This is a genomic window from Corynebacterium kozikiae, from assembly GCF_024580965.1.
Classification (GTDB): Bacteria; Actinomycetota; Actinomycetes; order Mycobacteriales; family Mycobacteriaceae; genus Corynebacterium; species Corynebacterium kozikiae.
In genome coordinates this window covers 1-254 of record NZ_JANIKJ010000082.1, presented here as the reverse complement: position 1 = coordinate 254, position 254 = coordinate 1, and the positions used below count along the sequence as shown (strand labels likewise).

1 protein-coding gene is annotated in these 254 nt (G+C 54.7%); it reads right to left on the bottom strand.

Annotated elements, in window-relative coordinates; all coding sequences use genetic code 11:
- Positions 1-254, bottom strand: a 254-nt coding sequence (locus NQ018_RS11425) for a Mu transposase domain-containing protein (protein ID WP_444861408.1), incomplete at both ends; no start/stop codon positions are given.

Here is a 254-nt window from a genome sequence, read left to right as displayed (position 1 = left end):
CGCCTTGGTGTCATGGGAGCCATCAGGGGAATGGGCAGGATCTGTGCTGTAGCGATAGCGCAGGCCATGGATCCGGTCATGCTCGGCTACTAGCTGCTCACCGTTATAGATACTGACCAACCTCGGTGTCATCCGTACTGTCAGCTGCTGGCCAATCAGGCCAAACGGTACCGAGTAATACTGGTAGTCGCACATGATGTGCCAGTGCCGGTCGACCTTGACTTTCTTCCATGTCAGCTGCATGAATGAATCAG